The 19410-nt window shown below is 57.4% G+C and carries 19 protein-coding genes and 1 riboswitch; of the genes, 10 read left to right on the top strand and 9 right to left on the bottom strand.

Annotation, left to right across the window (positions count from 1 at the left end; all coding sequences use genetic code 11):
* Positions 1 to 12: 12 nt before the first annotated feature.
* The gene (locus tag H6F57_RS16205) at positions 13 to 1026 is read left to right on the top strand and encodes a WD40 repeat domain-containing protein (RefSeq protein WP_190630671.1); all 1014 of its coding nucleotides are present in this window, start codon (positions 13 to 15) and stop codon (positions 1024 to 1026) included.
* 101 nt (positions 1027 to 1127) lie between these two features.
* On the opposite strand, the gene H6F57_RS16200 is transcribed toward H6F57_RS16205, so the two are convergent.
* Positions 1128 to 1871: a succinate dehydrogenase/fumarate reductase iron-sulfur subunit gene (locus H6F57_RS16200; RefSeq protein WP_190630669.1), complete on the bottom strand. Its 744-nt coding sequence runs from the start codon at positions 1869 to 1871 to the stop codon at positions 1128 to 1130.
* 241 nt (positions 1872 to 2112) lie between these two features.
* Between H6F57_RS16200 and H6F57_RS16195 the strand changes: the two genes are divergently transcribed.
* Both H6F57_RS16195 and H6F57_RS16190 read left to right on the top strand, forming a co-directional pair.
* On the top strand, positions 2113 to 2460 hold the full coding sequence (locus tag H6F57_RS16195; RefSeq protein ID WP_190630668.1) for a translation initiation factor: 348 nt from the start codon (positions 2113 to 2115) through the stop codon (positions 2458 to 2460).
* Positions 2461 to 2465: 5 nt separating this feature from the next.
* Positions 2466 to 4613 carry a family 10 glycosylhydrolase gene (locus H6F57_RS16190; RefSeq protein WP_190630666.1) on the top strand — a complete coding sequence of 716 codons (2148 nt, stop codon included), beginning with the start codon at positions 2466 to 2468 and terminating at the stop codon, positions 4611 to 4613.
* Positions 4614 to 4668: 55 nt separating this feature from the next.
* On the opposite strand, the gene H6F57_RS16185 is transcribed toward H6F57_RS16190, so the two are convergent.
* On the bottom strand, positions 4669 to 5079 hold the full coding sequence (locus tag H6F57_RS16185) for a cupin domain-containing protein (protein ID WP_190630664.1): 411 nt from the start codon (positions 5077 to 5079) through the stop codon (positions 4669 to 4671).
* 214 nt (positions 5080 to 5293) lie between these two features.
* Between H6F57_RS16185 and H6F57_RS16180 the strand changes: the two genes are divergently transcribed.
* The 3 genes from H6F57_RS16180 (at position 5294) to H6F57_RS16170 (ending at position 7499) form a co-directional block, all read left to right on the top strand.
* A complete protein-coding gene (locus tag H6F57_RS16180) occupies positions 5294 to 5926 on the top strand; it encodes a hypothetical protein (RefSeq protein ID WP_190630663.1) in 633 nt (210 codons plus the stop codon).
* Between the two features lie 138 nt (positions 5927 to 6064).
* Positions 6065 to 6349, top strand: a complete 285-nt coding sequence (locus H6F57_RS16175) for a DUF3493 domain-containing protein (RefSeq protein ID WP_190630661.1) — start codon at positions 6065 to 6067, stop codon at positions 6347 to 6349.
* Positions 6350 to 6506: 157 nt separating this feature from the next.
* Positions 6507 to 7499, top strand: a complete 993-nt coding sequence (locus H6F57_RS16170) for a ligase-associated DNA damage response exonuclease (RefSeq protein WP_190630659.1) — start codon at positions 6507 to 6509, stop codon at positions 7497 to 7499.
* Between the two features lie 47 nt (positions 7500 to 7546).
* Here H6F57_RS16170 and H6F57_RS16165 read toward each other — a convergent pair whose 3' ends face one another.
* Positions 7547 to 8173 (bottom strand): hypothetical protein, encoded by a 627-nt coding sequence (locus tag H6F57_RS16165; protein WP_190630658.1) that lies wholly within the window; start codon positions 8171 to 8173, stop codon positions 7547 to 7549.
* A 169-nt stretch (positions 8174 to 8342) separates the two neighbouring features.
* Positions 8343 to 8969 (bottom strand): HupE/UreJ family protein, encoded by a 627-nt coding sequence (locus H6F57_RS16160; RefSeq protein WP_242025013.1) that lies wholly within the window; start codon positions 8967 to 8969, stop codon positions 8343 to 8345.
* Positions 8970 to 9038: 69 nt separating this feature from the next.
* Positions 9039 to 9247, bottom strand: a riboswitch (cobalamin riboswitch).
* 119 nt (positions 9248 to 9366) lie between these two features.
* On the opposite strand from H6F57_RS16160, the gene H6F57_RS16155 reads away from it, so the two are divergent.
* Complete coding sequence (locus H6F57_RS16155; protein ID WP_190630654.1) at positions 9367 to 11013, top strand: AarF/ABC1/UbiB kinase family protein; 1647 nt, start codon at positions 9367 to 9369, stop codon at positions 11011 to 11013.
* A 166-nt stretch (positions 11014 to 11179) separates the two neighbouring features.
* On the opposite strand, the gene H6F57_RS16150 is transcribed toward H6F57_RS16155, so the two are convergent.
* Positions 11180 to 12610, bottom strand: coding sequence for an FAD-binding domain-containing protein (locus H6F57_RS16150; RefSeq protein WP_190630652.1), 1431 nt, complete (start codon positions 12608 to 12610; stop codon positions 11180 to 11182).
* A gap of 122 nt (positions 12611 to 12732) precedes the next feature.
* Between H6F57_RS16150 and H6F57_RS16145 the strand changes: the two genes are divergently transcribed.
* Together H6F57_RS16145 and H6F57_RS16140 are read left to right on the top strand one after the other, a co-directional pair.
* Positions 12733 to 12897, top strand: a complete 165-nt coding sequence (locus H6F57_RS16145; RefSeq protein ID WP_190630651.1) for a hypothetical protein — start codon at positions 12733 to 12735, stop codon at positions 12895 to 12897.
* A gap of 429 nt (positions 12898 to 13326) precedes the next feature.
* Positions 13327 to 13626 (top strand): ferredoxin, encoded by a 300-nt coding sequence (locus H6F57_RS16140; protein ID WP_190630649.1) that lies wholly within the window; start codon positions 13327 to 13329, stop codon positions 13624 to 13626.
* A gap of 123 nt (positions 13627 to 13749) precedes the next feature.
* Here H6F57_RS16140 and H6F57_RS16135 read toward each other — a convergent pair whose 3' ends face one another.
* The 3 genes from H6F57_RS16135 to H6F57_RS16125 all read right to left on the bottom strand — a co-directional run bounded on the left by H6F57_RS16135 (position 13750) and on the right by H6F57_RS16125 (position 15766).
* Entirely contained in the window at positions 13750 to 14259 is a 510-nt protein-coding gene (locus H6F57_RS16135; protein WP_190630647.1) for an inorganic diphosphatase, read from the bottom strand.
* A 257-nt stretch (positions 14260 to 14516) separates the two neighbouring features.
* Positions 14517 to 14705 carry a hypothetical protein gene (locus H6F57_RS16130; RefSeq protein WP_190630645.1) on the bottom strand — a complete coding sequence of 63 codons (189 nt, stop codon included), beginning with the start codon at positions 14703 to 14705 and terminating at the stop codon, positions 14517 to 14519.
* Between the two features lie 638 nt (positions 14706 to 15343).
* Complete coding sequence (locus tag H6F57_RS16125) at positions 15344 to 15766, bottom strand: resolvase (protein ID WP_242025012.1); 423 nt, start codon at positions 15764 to 15766, stop codon at positions 15344 to 15346.
* 138 nt (positions 15767 to 15904) lie between these two features.
* Here H6F57_RS16125 and H6F57_RS16120 point away from each other — a divergent pair, with 138 nt between their 5' ends.
* A complete protein-coding gene (locus H6F57_RS16120; RefSeq protein ID WP_190630644.1) occupies positions 15905 to 17860 on the top strand; it encodes an FAD-dependent oxidoreductase in 1956 nt (651 codons plus the stop codon).
* Between the two features lie 701 nt (positions 17861 to 18561).
* Here the strand turns inward: H6F57_RS16120 and H6F57_RS16110 are convergent.
* On the bottom strand, positions 18562 to 18771 hold the full coding sequence (locus H6F57_RS16110) for a hypothetical protein (protein WP_073611036.1): 210 nt from the start codon (positions 18769 to 18771) through the stop codon (positions 18562 to 18564).
* Positions 18772 to 19410 lie beyond the last annotated feature (639 nt).

The following is a 19410-nucleotide window of genomic DNA, read 5'->3' as shown; positions in this document are numbered from 1 at the left end:
GTAACCCTTGCCATGCCCCCCCAGCCCCCCGACTCCCTCCCCCAGGGCGATCCGGATGGCGATACCGCCGCCTTTGAACTGGTGGATATGGCTACTGCCCCTGACCGGGTCGCTGCCGCTGTGCCACAACGCCGCGCCACCAAGTGGGTCTGTACGCAGGTGCTCACGGGCCACAGCAGCTGGGTGCGATCGGTGGTCGTCAGCGCCGACGGCAACTTTATCGTCAGCGGCAGCGGCGACAAAACCGTGCGGGTGTGGAACCTAGCCACGGGTCACACCATGCGGGTGATCGACAACCATCAGGCCTGGGTGCGGGCTGTCGCCGTGAGCCCCGATCGCACCTGTTTTGCCAGCGTCAGCAACGACAACACCATTCGACTGTGGGATTTCACCACCGGAGATTTGTGGGGCCAGATGGAGGGGCACGCCAGCTGGGTGCGGGCCGTTGCCTTTAGCCCCAACGGCAAGTACCTATTTAGTGGCGGCCAAGACCACAAAATTTGCGTTTGGCGGCTGAGCGATCGCACGCTCGTGCACCAGTTCAATGGCCATACCCACTGGGTGCGCTCCATCGCCGTCAGCCACGATGGCACCACGGTGATTAGCGGCAGCCAAGATCAAACCATTCGGCTGTATCGCATTAAGGGTAAGGGGAGCAACCACGTGCTCACGGGCCACACTGGCGAGGTGCTGGCGGTGGCGGCCAGCCCCAACAACTGGTTGCTGGCCAGCGCCAGCGCCGACTGCACCGTGCGCTTTTGGAAACTCAACAGCGGCCGTCAGACCACCTGTTTTAAGGCGCACCCGGCCCCGGTCAACAGCCTCGCCTTTAACCCTGACGGCAAGCTGCTGGCCACCGCCAGCAACGACAGCACCATTCGTCTGTGGAACATGGAGCAGGGCCGCCTGATATCCATTTTGCATGGCCACGAGGGCTGGGTTTGGGGAGTAGACTTTGCCCCCAACGGCAAGACTCTGGTCAGCGCCGGATGGGACGGCACCGTTCGCATTTGGCAGGAAGAGTGATGTCTTAGGGCTTAGAGTTTTAAGTTTTGAGTTCTTAGTTTTGAATGTTGAATGCCGTGCTTAATTCAAAATTCAAAACTTAAAATTCAGAACTCTAGATTCTAAAAGCCTACTGTCGCCCGCACATACTCGCGGCGCATAGCGGCGATCGCATCGATCGAAATCCCCTTGGGACACACTGCCTGGCATTCACCGTGGTTAGAGCAGTCACCAAAGCCCTCGGCGGCCATCTGATTGCTCATAGCCAACACCCGCTGGTGGCGTTCGGGATGGCCCTGGGGCAGCAGGGCCAGATGAGCTACCTTGGCAGCGGTGAACAGGGAGGCCGAGGCGTTGGGACAGGCTGCGACACAGGCCCCGCAGCTGATGCAGGCGGCGTAGTCAAAGGCCGCATCGGCGTTGGCTTTGGGGACAGGGATAGCGTTGGCCTCTGGAGCCGAGCCGGTTTTGACGGAAATGTAGCCCCCGGCCATGATGATGCGATCGAGCGCGGCCCGCTCTACGACCAAATCTTTAATGACGGGGAAGCCCTTAGCCCGCCAGGGTTCGACGATGATTTCGTCGCCATCTTTGAAGTGGCGCAGGTAAAGCTGGCAGGTGGCGGTTTGGGGCAGCCCACCGTGGGCTTTGCCGTTGATCATCACGCCGCAGGAACCACAGATGCCCTCGCGGCAGTCGTGGTCAAACTCCACCGGCACCTCGCCAGCGTGAATCAGCTGCTCGTTGAGCACGTCGAGCAGCTCTAAAAACGACATATCGGGATGGGCATCGGCCACGGTGTAGGTGCGGAACTGACCGGGGGTGTTGGCATTTGCCTGGCGCCAGACCTTGAGGTGAAGTTGCATGGGAAGGCTGCTGCGGGGGGAATAAGGCTGCTTATTCTAGTGTAATCCTCCCATTGGGCGGGCGCCTTGCTGAGGTTCGCTTAGGCAGCTGCCGCCCACACGTTTTGAAATCTGGTTTTGGATTTGGCGACTTCTTTAAGGCCAATGGTTCCGAAACAGTCCCCCTTGGAATTTGGCCTACTGCAATGCCCCGAGTTGCCCCCGCCAGTGGTATAAATCATGCAGCTTTAACAAAACGGCTATGGGTAAGAAGGCTGGCAATAATTCTGGAACCGGTGACCGTCACGCCTACCGTGAGTTTGGCCCCGCCGACCCCATGTCGCGGGGTGTGCCCGATCGCGCCCCCAATCAGCAGACCGTGCGGGTACAAGTTAGCCGCAAAGGGCGCGGCGGCAAGACCGTCACCATCATCAACGGGTTTCAGCACAGCCCCGACCAGCTCACTGCTCTGGCAAAGCAGCTCAAGGCCCAGTGTGGCACAGGCGGCACCGCCAAAGACGACACCATTGAAATTCAGGGCGACCACGCCCAAAAGCTAGTCGAACTCCTGGTGGCCAAGGGCTATCAGGCTAAACGGAGCGGAGGTTGAAGGGTATGGGCAAGATGGTTAGAGGGTGGATGGGTAGGGGGTGGCGACGATCGCTGCTGAGTTTCGGCGCGGCGCTGATTTTAGCTGTGGGTGGCTCAGGGCTACTGCCCCTGCTGCCCAAAGCGGCAGCAATGGTTCCGGCTGAGGTGGCCCAGGCCACTGGCCCTAAGCAGGAATTAGGTGATCAGGCGGAGCCTAGACCCGCTCTCCCACGACCCAATCTTCTCCGGCCCTCTATTCCTGTTGTTATCCCAGTTGACATTCAAAGCCACTGGGCGAAGGACTGCATCACAGAACTGGTCGAACAACGCCTGATCACTCCTGACGCTAGGGGGCTGTTTTACCCCGATGACCCCATTCTTTGGGGTGACTACGTGACCCTGTTAAATCTGCTCTCGCCCGTGGGGCCAGCCCAGGGGTGGGCCAACCCATTAGAGCGGGCGCTAGGGGTTCAAATAGCGCCCACGGTGGCGGCCCACTACCCCGACGCTTACTTTCAGCGCGATCGCCCCCTGGTGAGGGCCGAAGGCATTATGGCCCTGGCCACTAAGCTGGGCGGCAGTTACCAAATTGCTGCTAACACAATCATCAACGCCAGCCTAGAGGATGGCCGCCAGGTGCCCATTTACGCTCGCGAAGGGGTGGCCGCCGCCCTTGCCCAGGGCGTGGTGGTGAACTATCCCCAGGCCAACCGCCTCAACTCTACCCAGCGGCTCACTCGGGGCGAAGCCGTGGCTCTGCTGTGCAACGCCGCGCCGAACAACCCTGTCCTGCGCCAGACAATTAACCCCGCCTGGGTCCCCCAGGCCCAAACCCCTGCCGTAGCCGCACCCACCCGCGAACTGCGCGGCGTGTGGCTAACCAATGTGGACAGCCAGGTGCTGTTTTCTACCGAGGCGCTGCAAGCGGCGGTGAACCGTCTGGCCGACCTCAACTTCAACACGATTTATCCGGTGGTGTGGAACTATGGCCACACCCTTTACCCCAGCGCCACCGCTCGGCGCGAACTGGGGGTGAGTCAGCACCTCTATGGCGACCTGCGCGCCCCCCGCCCCGCCAGCGAAAGCGATCGCGACATGATGCGCGAGGCGATCGCCATGGGCCACGCCCGGGGTATGGCCGTGGTGCCCTGGTTTGAGTTTGGCTTTATGGCCCCCGCCAACTACGAACTCTACCGCCGCCACCCCGACTGGTTTACCCAAAAGCGCGTTGAGCCAAGGCCCCTTGAGCCAGAGCCCCTTGCGCCCCGCGATTCCATGCGACCTGGGGATGTCCCCAAGCTGACCGCTGGTCTAGACGCTAAACATACTGCCAAGCTAACCCCCGTGTTGGATGTCCCCAAAGTGGGAGACCTGGCCCGCGAAAAGCACCGGGCCGACCAGTGGCTTGCCCAAGACGACTTTCTGCCGGACCCCGATGTGGTAAGCGACCCCGGCATTTGGATGGAGGGCAACGTGATTCCGCGCCGCTGGATGAACCCGTTCCATCCTCAGGTGCAGAAGTTTCAGCTAGAGCTAATTAACGAGCTGGTCTCGAACTACGAGGTGGATGGTTTTCAGTTTGATGACCACCTAGGGCTTCCAGTGGACTTTGGCTACGACCCCTTCACCATCAACCTGTACCGATCTGAGCACAACGGTCAGGCCCCGCCTAACGACCCCCAAAATGCCGAGTGGATGGCCTGGCGGGCCAACAAAATTTCCGACTTTTTGGCCGAGGTTCACAAGCTGGTGAAGGCGCGACGGCCCAATGCAGTGGTGTCAATTTCGCCTAACCCCTACCCCTTTGCGTTTACCAACTACCTGCAAGACTGGCCCACCTGGGTCAACCGGGGCATTGTCGACGAGCTGGTGATTCAGGTCTATCGCAGCGACCAAAACCGCTTCATGTGGGAGATGAATAAACCCTCGATCCAGGCGGCACGGCGCAAAATCCCGGTGAACATTGGCATTCTCAGCGGTTTGCGGGCGGCTCCGGTGAAGATGGACTTTATTACCGACCAGATGGCGGCGGTGCGCGATCGCGCTTACTCTGGCATATCCTTCTTTTTCTACGAATCGCTGTGGATTTCGCCGCCGCCAGAGACCGCCGAGCAGCGGGTGGGCAAGCTCCAACAGGCTTTTGCTACGCCAGCTATTCGTCCTGGTCGGTAGAGCTAGGGTGAGGGAGTAGAGGGTAGGGGGTAGGCGAGTAAGGAACAGTGGGGTATCACGAGTTATACAGCACCACATTCTCCTGCTCGTTGGGGTCGTTGCGAGACACGATCGCCTGCGCCGGTTCACTGTCGCTCAAATTTGTTGGCTGGTGAGGCACCCCCGGCGGAATGTAGAGAAAGTCGCCCGCCTCGTTGACGATGGTTTTCTTCAAGCCCTCGCCGTAGGCCGTCTTGACCCGCCCCCGGAGAATGTAAATCGCGGTTTCATAGTCTTTATGGAAGTGGGGCTCTGCCGACGCCCCAGGGGGAATAATCACCAGATTCATCGAAATGCCGTGGGAGCCCGCCGTGGCTCCAGAAATGCCGACAAAATAGGGCAGCTTTTGCAGCGTTGCGGTGTCGTGCTGAGGACGCACGGTAACAATTTCGGTATCGGCGGGGGAGAAGGCAGCAACATCAGCCATGGTGGTTTCCTCAAAGATGCGGTTTCAAAAGAGGTTCCCAACGGAGCGAGTTTGGCAATGAGACTTAATTTTCGCGTCATCTAACACCGCCTATTCTGAAGGTGCGTTGGGTCTGGCATCCAGCGCAGCTAGATGGATGGATAGCGGCGGATTCCTAGCAAGCTCTTCTGCCCAAGCTGTATATCTCCAGTCATAACCTACAACCTTTAAAGCGATGCCTAAGAAAAATCAATTTTCTCAAACCCTAGTGCTGCTGGGGCTCTTTCTGTTGGTGGCCACCACGGCCTGCACAGAGAACAGTACTGCCCCGACACCAGCTCCCGGCGAAGCAGATACCTCAGAAACACCTCAGTCCACAGACAACTCGGCAGAAGCACTCCAGGCCGACGACGTGGGCCTAACGCTGACGGATGAAGGGCTACAGGTGATCAATTTGCAAACGGGATCGACCACCCCCCTAGCCTTTGACACTGACATGGCCATTTCCCTGGATGCTGTGACCCAGATTTTGGGCGAACCTGAGGAAACTGGCGAAAACAGCGAGTGTCCCTCTGGGCCGCTGACGATCGCTAGATGGTCTAATGGTTTAGCGTTGAATGCCGCTGACGACACCTTTGTGGGCTGGGCCATGCAGTCTGGTGACGACGACACCACCCTGACTACCGTTTCAGGCATTGGCATTGGCTCAACCCGCCAGGAGCTAGAAGAGGCCTACACCGTCGAGGTGATGGACAGTTCCCTCGGGGTTGAGTTTTCGGCGGGGGATCTCTTTGGGCTACTCACTTCGTCAGAACCCACCGGCACAATTACTAGTTTGTGGGCTGGGGTAGCCTGCAATTTCCGGTAGCGCAGTCTATTAGGAAGCATTTGGGGTTTGGGCAACTCTCCAAGGTTACTATCGCGGGGCGGCTGGTTAGCCAGCCGTCTCTCGCTAGGAAAATGCCTTGTAGGATGACAGTATGCTCTCCTGATTAAGGCCCGATTGATGCGTCCTGAATATAGCCGCCCCGACCAACTACCAGACACCCCCCCCAAGGGCATGAGCCCTGAAAAATATGCCCGGCTCAAGGCCGAAGCCCAAGCGCCCTACAAAAGTCTGCGTAAGTTTGTCTATGGGGCTGTAGGTGCCTCGGGGGCGATCGGGGCGTTTGTGTTCTTTACTCAATTGTTGGCTGGGCGCGATGTCAGCAGCGCACTACCCAACTTGGGGGTGCAACTGGGGGTGATTGGCATCGTGGTGCTGCTCTTTCGCCTAGAGAAGAAGGATTAGCCAGTTTTTCGCTAGTTCCCTGACGTTTGTGAGGCACATCTTTGCTCAGACCTAATTCCTCCAGATTTCCGGCGTTCAATCATCTCTTTAATACCTTCTTTAAAAAGGGAGACAGGGGAAATCACCATGGCGTAGCTCACCAGCATGAGGTATCCCTATGACATTGATTACCGTGCGCCCTGAAGGGCTCTACTGCGAAAAAGGTGACTTCTATATTGACCCCTGGCGCGGAGTAGAGACGGCGCTGATTACCCATGCCCACAGCGACCATGCGCGATCGGGCTCGACCCAGTACATCGCTACTGCTCAGTCAGAGGGCATTTTGCGGCGGCGGCTGGGGGAAGACATTCAGCTCCAGGGAGTTGCCTACGGAGCACCGATTAAGCTGGGGGAAACCTGGGTGTCATTTCACTCAGCGGGGCATGTGCTGGGCTCGGCTCAGATTCGGGTTGAGCATCGGGATGAGGTGTGGGTGGTGTCGGGCGACTACAAGCGTGGTGCCGACCCCTCCTGCGCTCCTTTTGAGGTGGTGCCCTGCGACACGTTTATCACTGAGGCTACCTTTGGTCTGCCAATCTACCGATGGGAGAGTGGCGCTGAGACCACCCGCCAAATTTACGACTGGTGGCAGGGCGATCCTGAGCGACCGTCAATTTTGTTTTGCTATGCCTTTGGCAAGGCCCAGCGAGTGCTGAGTGAACTAACTCAGCTGACCGATCGCCCCGTCTATGTCCATGGCGCGATTCACGTGCTAACCGAGATTTACCGCGAGCAGGGCGTGGCGATGGTGCCCACCATCTGCACCTCAGAAATGCCTCGCACCCACACATTCACGGGCGACCTAGTGCTAGCCCCACCCTCGGGCCACCGCTCTAGCTGGATGAAGCGCTTTAAGCACCCTCAAACCGCCTTTGCCTCAGGGTGGATGGCGGTGCGGGGAGCACGGCGGCGACGGGGCTACGAGCGCGGCTTTGTGCTCTCTGACCACGCCGACTGGCCGGGGCTGATACAAACGGTGAAAGATACGGGAGCTAAAACGGTGTACGTTACCCACGGTCAGTCAGACGTGGTGTCGCGCTATCTGCAAGAATCGTTGAACCTAGAGGCTATGCCTCTGAAGACGTTGTTTGAGGGAGAAGGAGACATTTAATGGCCGCAACCCCCTGGCTAGACGGACTGATGGGCGGACTCGCGTTGCTAATTTTGCTGGGAGGTCTGTGGATGCTCTTGAGCGGCGTGGGCGACATGGATCGCTGAGCCCGCTGCTGAACCAGATTGCAGAGCAGCGGTGACGTAGGCCACCAGCTTGCTGCCGCCGTAAAGAACGGTAATAGCAAATAAGCCCCCCGCCACCCAGCCCTGGGCTCGCTGGGCAATCCACAGGAGGGCGAGCACGAGGGCGATCGCATCCAAAGCCAGCACGTCGAGGCGCGATCGCCAGCCTGCTGGCTGAATTGGCTTTGGGCTAGCGGGCTCTAGGCGAATGGTGGCCGCCAGGTTAAACCCCAGCAGGCTAACCAAGATTAGCCCCATTCCCCAACCCAAATGGCCGAGGGCAGCAATGGAGAAGCCTACAACTTGACCGGCGATCGCCAGCATGACCACCCGACTAAAGTGGCCCAGGCGTGGATCGAGCGATCGCTGGCCCACGATCTTGCCATGGCGCAGGTCTACCCGAGCCATGTGGGCCTGCTCCAGACTCATCAACATCAGCGCCAGAGCCAGCAGTCGATAGGGCCAGGGATGGGGCTGCATCGCCTGATACAGCAGCCCCACCGTTGTAGGCATAAACAGGGCCGCCGCCCAAGCAGGGGATAGGGTCATAGGGAATGCACCGCTGGCTCAACCAAACGGCTTAAGCATACCGCTACGTCAAGCATTTATGCCTAGCCCTTGTGCCTATTCCGCAACAGGCTCAGCCTCAAGGAGGTATTTTGGCAGAATTCGGGGAATACAGTCGCTCAGTAGCGTTGTGCTTACCCCCTGAACTCCTCTAGGCAGGCAGTAGGCTATTGAGAAGCGCAGTGGCGAGAAACGTCGCCCCAATGCCGCAGATTACCAGGCCCGCCCGCTGAACGAAGAGAGCCGTAGATCGTTGGGTAAGACGTTGCCCGATCAGTGCAGCTGCGATCGCGATTCCCAGCTGCACTGCGGTAAACCCAGCCAGATAGGCCACTAACGGCATCGGCTCTGAGCCAAAAATCGCCTCGCCGTAGGCAAATCCATGGAACAGCCCAGCTAGCACTGCCAAGCCCGCGATCGCGCCACTCTGGGGACGGTTGCGTAGCGCCAGCAGCACCCCAGACCCGAGTACCGAGCCAGCAATCACAAACTCTGCTGCCGGTAGCGTAAGCTCTGCCAGGTGTAGCCCTGTGCCAACCATGGCTGCTAGCACGAAGGCAGCGGGGATCGCGATGCCCCAGGTACTAACGGCTGCCAGTAAGCCCACGGCTACCACGAAGGCCAGATGGTCGAGGCCAATGATGGGGTGGGCTAGACCCGACAAAAACCCCTCAGCAAAGTTGGCAGGCACTCGGCCCCCCAGCGGATGGTGGGCCAGGCTGGGTAGGGGCAGCAGCAATAGGGTGGCGATCGCACCGCCGATCCCACGCCCTAGCAACTTCCGTGAGAAACCAGACCTAATTGATTTCAAAGCAGTTAAATTCATCCGTACCTCGCAGACGAAGAAAGAACAACAGCAGCGATCGGCGGGCATTCTGGCTCGGTCAATGTTGGACTGGCGATATTGAAGGGTGACCCAGCGGCCTACCATCCAAAATCGGTCACCTAAAATCCAAAATCACCTTACAGCTGCGGGACAGCGGCAGTCTTGCACTGCACTTTCCCCCTTGCCTCCAGTGGCTGATCCCCACCGGAACCGACAGCGCCCAAGCATCATAGCACCGGGTGAATCCGGCCCCGCTGCCGGTTTATCAATAGTCACCTGGCGCACCACACGCAGCCAACGCCTTACCCTGGGTGCGCTAGCATCGAGCAAAATCTACCTCTTGCCCCCAATGGTTTCATCGTCTCGTCTGGCCCGGCAAAAAGAAATTATTGAAGTGGTGCTCGGCAACGGCTGGGACTACATGCGGCGGCTGTTGGTGGGCGGCAAAGCCGATGAGCCCGAGATTCCGCCCCCAGCGGTGCTGCGCAATATTTTGACTGATCTGGGGCCGGTCTACGTCAAGCTGGGGCAGCTGTTGAGCACCCGTCCCGACCTCATGCCCCCGGCCTACATCGAAGAGCTCAGCAGCCTGCAAACCACCGTACCCCCGGTAGACCCCAAGGAGATCGAGGCCTACATTCGTCAGCACCTAGGTAAGCCCCCCGAGGCGCTGTTTGAACGGCTGGACTATCAGGCGATCGCTGCCGGTTCCATTGCTCAAACCCATAAGGCGGTGCTCAAAGATGGTCGGCAGGTCGCTGTGAAGGTGCAGCGTCCCGGCATCGAGCGCCAAGTCGAGCGCGACGTGACCCTGATTCGCGATGTGGCCAAGCTGGTGTCAGCCACCCAGTTTGGCCAACGCTACAACGTAGTGGATTTGGCCGAAGAGTTTGCCGATGCCATCAATGCCGAACTCGATTTCACTACTGAAGCGGGCTACACCGACCAGCTGCGGCGCAACCTGTCTAAAAGCACCTGGTACGACGCCAACCAGCTGATCGTGCCGCAGATCTACTGGGATCTGACCAATACAAAAATCATGACCATGGAGTGGCTGGAGGGCACCCCCCTGCTCAAGGCCGATCTGCTGGCTGAAGATGCCCACAGCGATGTCGTTGGCCTGCGAGCGGCCGCCACCACGCTGCTGTTTCGGGCCTTCTTCAAACAGTATTTTGTGGACGGGTTTTTCCACGCCGATCCCCACCCCGGCAACATTTTTTACTTAGAAGATGGTCGCCTAGCCCTGCTCGACTGCGGCATGATGGGCCATATGGATCCCCGCACCCGCAACACCATAACCGAGATGGTGCTGGCGATTGTTAACTGCGATGCCCAGCGCTGCTGCCAGCTCACCCTACAGCTCGCCGAACCCCTCAAACCCGTGAATTTGGCTCGCTTAGAGAGCGACTATACCCGTCTGCTAGGCCGCTACTACGGTCTTAGCCTGGAGCAGATCAACACCGCCGAAATCTTTGGCGAAATCTTGGCGGCGGGCATTCGCAACAACCTGCGCTGGCCCGCCAACGTGGGGTTGTTCACCAAATCCCTCGCCAACCTAGAGGGGGCGGTCCGGCAGTTTAACCCCGGCGTCAACCTGCTCGAGGAGGTGCGCCCGCTAATGGCCGATCTATTTCGCCAGCAGATGGTGGGGGATGACCCCCTGCTAGCGCTGCTGCGCACGGGGCTAGAGTTTCGTAACCTGTCGCTGAGTTCGCCGCGCCAGCTAGGCTTTTTGCTCGATCGCCTCAGTTCAGAGCAGCTCAAGTTTAGCCTCAGCATCCAGGGGGTAGATGACCTGCGCCGCAGCTTGGATGAATCTTCTAACCGCCATGCCTTTAGCACTGTGGTGGCGGCGCTGATCATTGGGGCGGCGATCGTGTCAACGGGGCAGCAGACATCCCAGGGGCAGATCTTGAGCATTATCTTGTTTGCGGCGGCTAGTTTCTTTGGGCTGTGGCTGCTGTTCAGCATTGTGCGACCGCGACGGCGACGGTAGGCCGTGCTCAGCGGTCAAAGCCTCTGCGGTTAGGAGTCTGCCAAGCCCAAGATGACAGATGGGTGGGGGTTCAGGTTTAAGGTGTACGGTTCAATGTAGGTCGTGAACCGTACACCTTAAACCCTGAACCCTAGGTAGCTCCTGTCACAACCAACTTGGTCAAGTGTTAGACCCTCTGAGCTTTGTACTTGTCTTTAAACAGCGCCTGCTGAATTTTGTGATCGACGATGGGAGCGGGGTAGTCACCGCGATCGCGCTCTGCAATCTTCCCTGTCACCAGCAGCTCGGTATCGAGCGATCGCAGCTCTGGCACCCACTTACGAATGTACTCAGCCTCAGCGTCAAATTTTTGCGCCTGGCTGGCGGGGTTAAAGATCCGCAGCGGTTTGGGGTCCATGCCGCTAGAGGCGCTCCACTGCCAGCCACCGTTGTTGGACGACAGGTCACCGTCCACCAGGCGCTGCATAAAGTATTTCTCGCCCCACTGCCAATTGACAATCAGGTCTTTGGTGAGAAAGCTAGCCACAATCATGCGGCAGCGGTTGTGCATCCAGCCCATTTCGTTGAGTTGGCGCATAGCGGCATCAACAATCGGGTAGCCAGTGCGCCCCTCACACCAGGCGGCAAACTGCTCCTCATCGTTCACCCAGGGAAAGTCTTTCAACGGAGCACGGTAAGGCCCCTCGGCCAGCTCCGGGAAAAAGTACATCACGTGCTGGTAAAACTCGCGCCAGGCTAGCTCTTGTTGCCAAGTTTGCACACCGCTGCGGGTTTCATCACTGCGGCTTTGCCCATAGGCAGCTTCGGTGGCGGCCCACACCGTGCGAATGCCGATGGCCCCAAACTTCAGCGCCGCGCTGAGCCGCGAGGTGCCATCTACAAAAGGAAAGTTGCGCTGCTCGTCGTAGCCGTCGATGGCATGACTGCCATCGCAAAACTCCTCCAGCCGCTCCAGAGCACCCTGCTCCCCCGGCTCAACGGGAAAGCCGTTCTCCCAAACAAATCCTAAATCCGCAGCGCTGGGCAGAGCGATACAACCCACCTGCTTGGCGATATCAACCTGCTGGGCACTGAGGGGTTGTAGCCCCTCCGGTGTCGGTAGGGGCGCTGCCTTAGAGCGCTTTGCCCAGTTGCGCCAGAAGGGGGTGTAAACCGTGTAGGGCTCGCCTGTGCCGGTCCGCACGTCTCCAGGTTCGTGCAGCAGTTGGTCCCAAAAGGTGGTGCGAAACTCAATGCCGGCTTCTTTGAGCGCCTCGACAACCGCCGTATCGCGCTGGCGTGAGTAAGGCTCCACATCACGGTTCCAGTGAATGGCATCGACCGCTAGCGCCTTAGCCAGAGCCGGAATCTGTGCGCGGGGATCGCCCTGGAGAATGAGCAGCTGGCCGCCGGCTTGGGCGTAGCTGTCCTGCAACCTCTCCAGACAGCCGATCATGTAGGCTACCCGCGCTGGGGCCACATCACCATTGTTGAGAATGCCGGGGTCGAAGCAAAATACACCGACTACCTGGGGAGTGCGATCGCGCGCCGCTGCCAGCCCCACGTTGTCCCCTAAGCGCAGATCGCGGCGGTGCCAAAACAACAGTAAATCGACCATGAATGCGGCTCACCCTTGCTCAGCAAACCGATTCAGTATAACGACATTAGCTCCTCGGGTTGAGCAGCTTTTATCATGGGGCAGCACCCGTCTGTCGGCGGCTCACCCTAAGGAGATTAACCATGCTGCAAAATAAGCAAATCATCATGCGCACCTTTAATGGCTACCTCGATTTTGTCACCGAGAGCCAGCCAGCCCTGTCACCCGATGTGGCCTGCCAAGTGGCCGCCCTGCTGACCCAGGCCGAGTTCAACCTGCAACTGTCCGAAAACAGCCGCAAAGCTTAGTTTTTCTACTGGTTCTTTAGAGGGGTGTCAAGAAAGGGTACCAAGGCTTAATTACCAACCGGGAGGTTACTGCCGGCCGTCGGTGCCCTCAAGCCCCTATTTGAATCCGTTGCGGGGGTGCCCAGTCGTCGGGCTGCCCTGCGTTTTGTGAACAGTTATTGAGAAAAGCTGGGCGGGTTTGACCGTGCGATCGCTACTGTCTTACGTTTGGGATCCTAATAGGGTATAAGCAAACCAATCCATTACTAATCGGTTTGATTACGAATCCCGTTCAGCCAGGGCCGAAAAAGGCAAGACAGGCTTCAGGTTTTCCCGTAGTATCAAGGTTGTGTTAGGTCTGCTCAGAGCAAATCCTGGAAACCTTATCCGAAGGGTGTTCTGTAGCTTAAAGATCGATCTGCAATCTGTATTTGACGAGAGGATAGCACCATGGCAACCTTCAAGGTTACGTTGATTAACGAGTCTGAAGGGCTCAACCAAACCATCGACGTAGACGACGATACTTATATTCTTGACGCGGCTGAAGAGCAGGGTCTAGACCTGCCCTACTCCTGCCGGGCTGGGGCTTGCTCCACCTGTGCTGGCAAAATCACCGCTGGCACCGTTGATCAATCCGATCAGTCCTTCCTGGATGATGACCAGATCGGCGCTGGCTACGTGTTGACCTGCGTTGCCTACCCCACCTCCGACTGCACCATCTTGACCCACCAAGAAGAAGAACTCTACTAGGTCTGAAGTGCCTGGTCTCGCTGCGCGAGACCAGGCCTCCAAACGGGTTTTCTGACAAAAAAGGGATGCTTCGTTGACGAAGCATCCCTTTTTTATAACTGCTTTAAGCGCGCACCAGAGGTGTTACTTCGCCGCCGCGATACACTGCTCTACCAGGGCTGCGACCTTATCGACGTTCTGCCAGCCGAGAATTTCGGTCACCTTCTTCTCCAAATTTTTGTAGGAGCGGAAGAACTCGGCAATTTCGTCGAGGCGGTGGGGAGCCACATCGTCCAGAGATTTGACGCTGGTGTAACGGGGATCAGCGGCGGGCACGCAGAGAATTTTCTCGTCGCGATCGCCGCCGTCGATCATCTCCAGCATGCCAATGGGCCGCGCTGCAATCACACAGCCGGGGAAGGTGGGCTCATCCATCAACACCATGCCGTCGAGGGGGTCGCCATCGTCAGCTAGGGTGTTGGGCACAAAGCCGTAGTCGTAGGGATATTTCACCGACGAAAACAGTACCCGGTCTAAAATAAACGCGTTTAAGTCTTTGTCAAACTCGTACTTGTTTTTGCTGCCGCCGGTAATCTCCACCAGCACGTTGATCAATCCAGGCTCAGGCTGAGCTGGAATACGAGATAGATCCACAACACTACTCCAATCAATAAAAAGCTGAATGTACAGGGCAGAAGGCTCAAGCCTCCCCCAGCGCACTGCTAAGTACGGTCGCCAGGCTTCCGCAAATGCCCTTCCGACATAGTATTTTACGGGGCGGCGGCCCCTTTTCCGCATGGTTTAGCCCACCGCCCCCAAACAAATCAGCAGCCCTAACGGGAGCGATTCCCCTTTGGGGACACTTTGTGAACGCCCCTACAGTGCGCCCCAACTATGCCTTGGGCGGTGCCCTAGCGCCCCGCTGAAGCTGGTACAGAGAAGGTCGGGGGCTGCTCTAGCTCTGCCGTCGCCGTTGAAAAATGGGCGACTACAAACAGTGGCAGAGTTAAGGTAAGTACCGCAATTAAAACGCCCAACACGTTAGATGACGGACTAGGAGGTTCCCCCGCAGGGGTATCCGGTTGACTGGCAGAATCCATACAGTGCAATAACAGAATTCGACAAGGGATATAAATCTGAGGTCGAGGCCAAGGCCCAGAAAAATCAGACCATCCCACATATCCAACCTTCGTAGGTAGACTCGGTTGAGACTACCACTGGCGTGTACTCATCCTGGACGAGAGTATCGACGATCTCAGGGTGGAAAACGGTTCCATTGAAACTATATGCAAGGTTATAGCAATCGATCCATGACATTGATCACTCCAAAGGCTGAACCTTTGACTAAACCAAGCTTACAGATTTAAACCACTTCTAAATCTAGCATTCCCGACGGCTGGGGAGAATTACGGATATCCCTCTTAGGGTAGAGAGAAGAAAAGAGTGAGGGGATGGGGAAGATAAAGGGATGAGGAACCCAAGGAGAAGGGGGTCAACGCGGCAATGAGAGGGGTTTGGAAGGGTTCAGACCATGGGGGATCGTCCCAATTTTTATGGATACTATAAATAGGAGCATAAAAACTGGGCGTCCGATCCAATTACTACAGTTTCTAAACAATGCCGATTTGTGTAAGCCCTGACTTCCAAACATCAAAAAGGATTTCAGCTAGGTCACACACGATTTCCTCACCTCCCTCATCCCTCACATCTCGCTCATCCCTCATCCTCCCCACCTCCCTCATCTCCTCGCCTCCCCGCTCCCCCGCTCCTCCAACAGCAGCCGAATCGCCCGCATCTCCTGCAATACCTGTCGCATCAGGTCGTGGGTGAGCGTCTCTTCGGGGGGCTGCACTTGAATGGTGGGGTGTAAGCCCAGCACTTCCTCAGCGAAGCGGCGCACTTCCTGGGGACGAAACTCGAGGGGATCGTCTTTGTCGCGGCGTACTTCGGGGTTGAGCTTGGTTTTGTCGTAGGGAGGGTTGAGGGTGTTGGCATCGGTATTGGCATAGCGGTAGACCGAGGCCCGCGATCGGTTGAGGTACTTTTGCACCGCGTCTACCGACAGCAGTGCCCCGGTGTCTTCGGTGGTTCCTATCCATCCGGAGGTTGGGGAAGAGGGGGCACCGTCAGTGGAGTTAGAAACAAAGGGCGAGGGTGGCATAGGGCAGAACGTAGCGGATCTGTGGCTACTGTATCAGGTTCATCCTGGTCTGGAATGTCCTGTAACAGAGCGTGCCAAAGGGCGATCGCTTAGGGAAAGGTGTGCTAAAACCTTGGCAGCGTTAACCAGGATTTAGGTGTGAAGGGCGATCGCAAGCAGACTCAGCGGCGAATCCGGCGACAGTGGCGATATTTGCCAGGTCTAGCCGCCATTATGTTTGGGGTGGGGGCGATCGCCGGGCTCACCGCATCGCGCTGGTCGCCCGCCCCATCACCGGGAGCGGGTGGCGATATCACCCCCGCCCTGCGACTGCGAGATGTGCCACAACCCATCGTGTTTAACGGTCGCCCGCGCATCGACCCAATGCCCCAGTTTAAAGAGGTCTGGGAGTGTCAGGTGGTGGTAGTGGGCGGTTCCCTAGGCGGGGTAGCTGCCGCTGCCCACGCTATGGCCAGCGGTGCCACCACCTGTCTGATCGAAGTTGCCCCCTGGTTGGGGGGGCAGATTAGCTCACAGGGCGTCTCTGCCCTCGATGAATCGCTGCGCATGCGCCAGGCCAACAATCTATCGCCCAGCTGGCAGCGGTTCCGGCAGCTGATCAAGCAGCAGGTGGTCAACTTACCGGCCTGGAGCCCAAACGGTACCTCGCGATCGGTAGCCGACATCAACAGCTGTTGGGTAGGCACCTTGTGCTTTCCACCCCAGGCCGGGGCCAAGGCCGCAGAACAGTTTTTAGCCGACACCAACCCCAGCGCCCCTGCTAGCCGCTGGGCCGCGATGACGGCGTTTAAGGGAGCCGAGTTTGACGCCACGGGCCGCCGCATCACAGCGGTCTACGGGGTAAGGCGCATTCCTAAAGACCCCAGCTATCAGCCCATGGGGCGGCTGTCGGCAGAGCTGGCCGAGTGGTATAGCTGGTCGCCCACCGCTCAATTTGACCGTGTGCCCGTCAAGCTACAGCCGCCCCCCGGTCAGCCGATGATTGTGATTGATGCTACCGACACAGGAGAACTGGTGGCCTGGGCCAAGGTGCCCTACCGGCTCGGGTCTGAATCCAAGGCGACCACGGGGGAGCCCAACGCCGCCGCCTTTGACAATCCCGACTGTACCCAGGCCTTTACCTACCCCTTTGCTATCGGTATTCACAATGACGGAGGCGACAGCTTGGCTGCTCTAGCGCGACTGCAGCCTACCTACGGTCTCCACGAGCATCAAGCCTCATTTGACTTAGAGGGATTTCCGTTTTTTGCGGGCAAGAGTGTCTTTCACTACCGGCGCATCGTCAGCCAAAACCGGGGTAACCCTTACACCAGCGCACCGGTCGCGGGCGACATCTCCATGATCAACTGGAACCGGGGCAACGACTGGAACTGGATGAACCCACCTCTACTGCTCAACGCTGCTGAGCTAGAGACCGCTGGCCAGCACCAAAACTGGATGGGGGGTCTATCGCAGTCGGCGCTTAAATTTGGTGAAGAGAACGCGCTGATGTTTGCCCGCTGGCTGCTTGAAACTCAGTCTGGCCCCAACTACCCGCTGGCCTACCTCTACGGAGCTGAGAGTCCCATGGGCACGATGTCGGGCCTCAGCATGGTGCCCTACTTTCGCGAGGGACGGCGGATTGTGGGCCGTGCCGCCTATGGCCAAGATGAGTTTATGATTCGCGAAAACGATCTGCGCTATGATTTCCCCGGCCAGCGCGACTTCAGCCCCACCACCGTTGGGCTGACCCACTATGCGATCGATATTCACGGCTGTCGTTACCGCAACTGGCTGCCTTCAGGGGAAGCCGTTGCCGCTCCAGCCCAGGAGCCCCGAGTCAAACCTGTGCAGATTCCATTGGAGAGTCTGATTCCCCAGGGGGTCGACAATTTGTTGATAGGCGGCAAGCCCTTAGCAGCTACTCATATTGCTAACGCTTCAACCCGTATCCACTACGGCGAATGGCAGGTGGGGGCCGCAGCCGGAGTGACCGCAGGCTGGTTAGTATCGGCCGGTGCGCCTGTCGATGACCCAGTCGCCGTGATCCCCAGTGGTTCTATAGGGGCACTTCAGGAGGTTATGCGGCTGCAAGGGCTGAAGACCCATTGGTAGGCGTTACGGTCGCTAAAACCTATGGGTCTGGTCTGGTTGAGCGGCGATCGCTCTTAGTCCGGCCCCTTTAGCTTTGAAACTAGGGCGTGTTTTAAAACTAAGCCCACATCATGATGGAGGATTAGAGCTAGTATAGCCAGGAGTTTTCAGCCTTTTTCTCGTAGCGAGTCGCGATGCGGCCGTGCTGCTTCAAGCGATTAAAACATCGCTCAACCCGATGGCGCTGGCGGTATGGAGCCTTGTCAAACCTACCTCGACGCCGTTCATTGCTTTTCCGGGGATAGTCACCCGATCCCCCACCCTCGCGAATAGCCGCGAAGGGTGCCACTGCTCTAGCCTTTATCCCCACTGAACCGTTTGGGACGCAATCGTGGGCGTCCACCGGTAGGGCATGTCACCGAACCTTGTCCCTCCCTCAACTTTCTCCACAACCGCTTTGCCCACGACGCAGGATTAGAGGCAATGGCACCATTTTTTGATGGCTCAGTCTCTACATCCGTCAGGTTTCCTCATTCAAGAGAGACCTGGCATTGCGCCTTTAGACTCGACTTCATACAAACCTTTGTCGCATCTGTTGATCCCCCTATCCATTTTTTAATGGATAGGGGGATCAACAGATGCATAAAGCCACAGCAAGTCGCTTTTCAACCGCTCTCTAATAGGCATAGAACGAATCGCGAGATAACGCAACGCTCGTCTACCTAGTACTGGTATTGGGCCTCTGAGCGGGTGTAATCTCGTAGAGGAACAGCGTGGTTGAGGGCCATATTTTTAGCAAACTTAAACAGACTGTCATAGTTGCGCTGTCTACAAACCAGTCGCCCATCCCCAGAGTATTGATTGCCATCATCTCGAAGCTCAATAGCGAAATCCGACACGTACACAGAAAAAACTCGGGTTGCAGCGTTCATGGTGGTTAGTGATCTTTCGCAAGAATTATGGGTGAAATAACGATTTCCTCACACATCCATTCAAACCAAAGGCAAAGCCCAGATTTATCTGACATAAACTCTACCTAAAGTCAGAATTTAGGCTGAATTAGACCTATTCGAATTAACAAAAGGATTTGATATTAGCAGGATCTACGTAGTAGCAAGCAGAGCTGTCTAAACAGATACGTGCCCAGCCTGCCGCACTGACATCGACTAATTCGTAGGTTGTATCTTGTACAAAAAAGCCTCGATGATCGCGAGTTCCAGGAAGTACAGAAAAGCAATAGCTTTTGTCACTTAGGGTATTCATGGTGGTTTCTTATGGAAGGATTAAAATTTGCGCAGGAACCTTTTCCTACTTTTTAATCCTATATGAAGGAACTGTGAGGCTAGTCTTTTTCTTGCGAATTAATTTTAATCTTTACCCTGGATTGCGCGATTGTTACCTCAGCTACGTTTAGGGCAAATCGTTCATCAATAAACGTAACGATCGCAGCTTTGAGCGCTAGGGCGTGTCATCAATTAGGTTAGGGTTGAAGGGTAGTCCTTAAAGCAAGACTCAGCGGAATGACAAGCCGACGCTATGCCCTGCGCGATGACCAATGGGAGCGAATCCAG

This window comes from Leptolyngbya sp. FACHB-60 (genome assembly GCF_014695775.1).
Taxonomy (GTDB): Bacteria; Cyanobacteriota; Cyanobacteriia; order Phormidesmidales; family Phormidesmidaceae; genus Nodosilinea.
This window is presented reverse-complemented; position numbering and strand designations above follow the sequence as displayed.